3 protein-coding genes are annotated in these 2,093 nt (G+C 49.2%); all 3 read right to left on the bottom strand.

The window, feature by feature from the left end; all coding sequences use genetic code 11:
- Positions 1 to 417, bottom strand: a 417-nt coding sequence (locus tag NTW12_11115) for an ABC transporter substrate-binding protein (GenBank protein ID MCX5846886.1), incomplete at its 3' end; no start/stop codon positions are given.
- A 422-nt stretch (positions 418 to 839) separates the two neighbouring features.
- Positions 840 to 1,634 carry a putative hydro-lyase gene (locus NTW12_11110; GenBank protein ID MCX5846885.1) on the bottom strand — a complete coding sequence of 265 codons (795 nt, stop codon included), beginning with the start codon at positions 1,632 to 1,634 and terminating at the stop codon, positions 840 to 842.
- 245 nt (positions 1,635 to 1,879) lie between these two features.
- A partial coding sequence (locus tag NTW12_11105; GenBank protein ID MCX5846884.1) for a hypothetical protein occupies positions 1,880 to 2,093 on the bottom strand: 214 nt, incomplete at its 5' end.

The raw sequence follows: 2,093 nt of genomic DNA, 5'->3' as shown, positions 1-2,093 counted from the left end.
CATGGGGATTCCATAGCGCTCGGCCACAGCACTGACGGTCTTTGTAACTGAGCTATGGTAGGCGCCCATTAACCCGACAACTTTGTCGTCAAGAATAAGTCTTTTTGCAAGGTCTGCTCCACGGTCAGGCTCGCCCCGATGATCTGCAAAGATCAGTTTGATTTTAGCGCCACCTAAATTCGGTATCCCACCCCACTGTGCCATGGGTATATCAACGCCGGGAGTTTTATTATTGATAATCTCTGCGGTCAGCTCTGCTGCCCTCTGAAGGTCTCTCCCGATTGTAGCCGCTGCCCCTGAGAGCGGATAGAGAACACCGATCCTAATCTCTTTTTCCTGCGCAAAAAGCGGAGGAACAATAAAAAGAAGAGACAAGAACACAACGATGGAAAAAAGAACTGTTTTCCGGTATTTCATTGTATTACCTCCAGTAGTGTTTTTGGTATGCATCATAAAGCTGAGCTTTTTTGTTCCAGAGTTGTTCTGCTTCCTTTGGATCAACCATTTCAGATGCATCCATACGTATCTCATGCCGAAATCATGGCTTTCCGCCTCTCTTTCCAACCACCCCCTTCCATAGATTACACGGCACTGCTCAAAGGAACATATAACGGCTCAGAATCCAGGATTCAAAATTCAGCAGAACGGTAACCCTGTAGATCACCAGCAACTTGCTGGCTTATTCCGACAAATGCGCCCTTATGCCATGCCCTCTAATCCCGAAAATCCTTAGCGGTTTTCCTATGAATCTCCATCCTGAATTCAAGCCCCCGGCTTCTGAGTGGCCCAGCAATTTCATCCTTAAATCCCACGGGGTGCCCCGGGTTATTTTAAAAAAGTCAGGAAATGGCCATTTCTTCTATTTTTATATCTGTAATGAACATATGACAGGGTTTATGGGTAATCATGAACGGAACCTTTGATTTCATTGCTGCCAGCTGCGGAGTAACACCGCAACCCCAAAAAACAGGCACATCCCCCCTGTCAATTACGGGAGGTTCGCCAAAGGCAACCTTTTCAAGATGCGTGATCCCAATTGGCTCCCCATTGCCAATATGGACGGGCGCGCCATGCGCTTTAGGAAATCTCGATGTTATCTGAACCGTCCGTGCAACAAGATGGCCAGGAATCGGTCTCATAGTGACTACCATGGGCCCCCAAAAAACCCCGGCTGGCCGGCACATGACTGAACTGATATATACGCCTGGATCTTTTTGCTGGAGATAATTCTTTACGGGAACCCCTCCCCGAACCAGGGCTTCTTCAAAGGTATAACTGCAACCGATTAAATAAGTTACAAGATCGTCACGCCATAAGTTGGTGATCTCTGTTCTTTCCTCGACCAGTTTTGAATCCTTGAAGATGCAATATTTCGGGATATCGGTGCGGATGTCCGCATTGGGGGCTGCTTCCTGTACAATAGGGTTTCCCGGATCAAGGATTTCAATGATTGGGCAAGGCTGGGGATTCCTCAAACAAAAGATGGTAAAATCGAGAGCGAATTCCCTCGGGAGGATAACGAGATTGGCTTGGACATAGCCGGGACAGGCCCCACTGGTAGATTTTTGCCATTTGCCCTGTCTAATTTGATCGCGGAACTTCCCGGGATCTTGTTCTTGTCTTTCGTTAGACATAATAGCACCTTACCTGAATCCGCGGCATAAAATGTGCTTAAAGCCCCGTAACTATTCAGCCCCTCCATTAGTGTGGCTATCTCTCACCCCCCCCCTAAAATTGTCAAGGGATTTTTTTAATTTTACTGATTGAATCCACGGCTTCATTTTGTGCGGTCCGGTTTTCCTGTTTTTCAGCGCCGCTTCTTGGACGACTTCGCAAAAAGTCGAGACCACCCCCGAGATTTCCTCCCCGATTTCTTCTCTCAAATCCTCCGGCATCCGGGGCCGGTCAGGCTGCTGCGCCCGCCTGTTCCGGGGGTTACCTGGATCTGCGTCCCGATACGCTCCTTGAGCGCCGGGACATGGGAGATGACGCCGATCAGCTTGCCGTCCTGACGGAGTCCCGCCAGGGTTTCCAGGGCCGTTTCCAGGGAATCTTCGTCAAGGGTTCCGAACCCTTCATCGAGGAAGAGGGAA

The sequence above is a fragment of the Deltaproteobacteria bacterium genome (assembly GCA_026388545.1).
In the GTDB taxonomy this organism is placed as follows: Bacteria; Desulfobacterota; Syntrophia; order Syntrophales; family UBA2185; genus JAPLJS01.
The sequence above is the reverse complement of the archived record's forward strand: the minus strand, read 5'-3'. Positions and strand labels throughout refer to the sequence as shown.

What these genes read in the sequence shown, in the direction of transcription:
- NTW12_11110 (MCX5846885.1), bottom strand. Translation starts at nt 1,634, where the DNA reads ATGTCTAACGAAAGACAAGAACAAGATCCCGGGAAGTTCCGCGATCAA.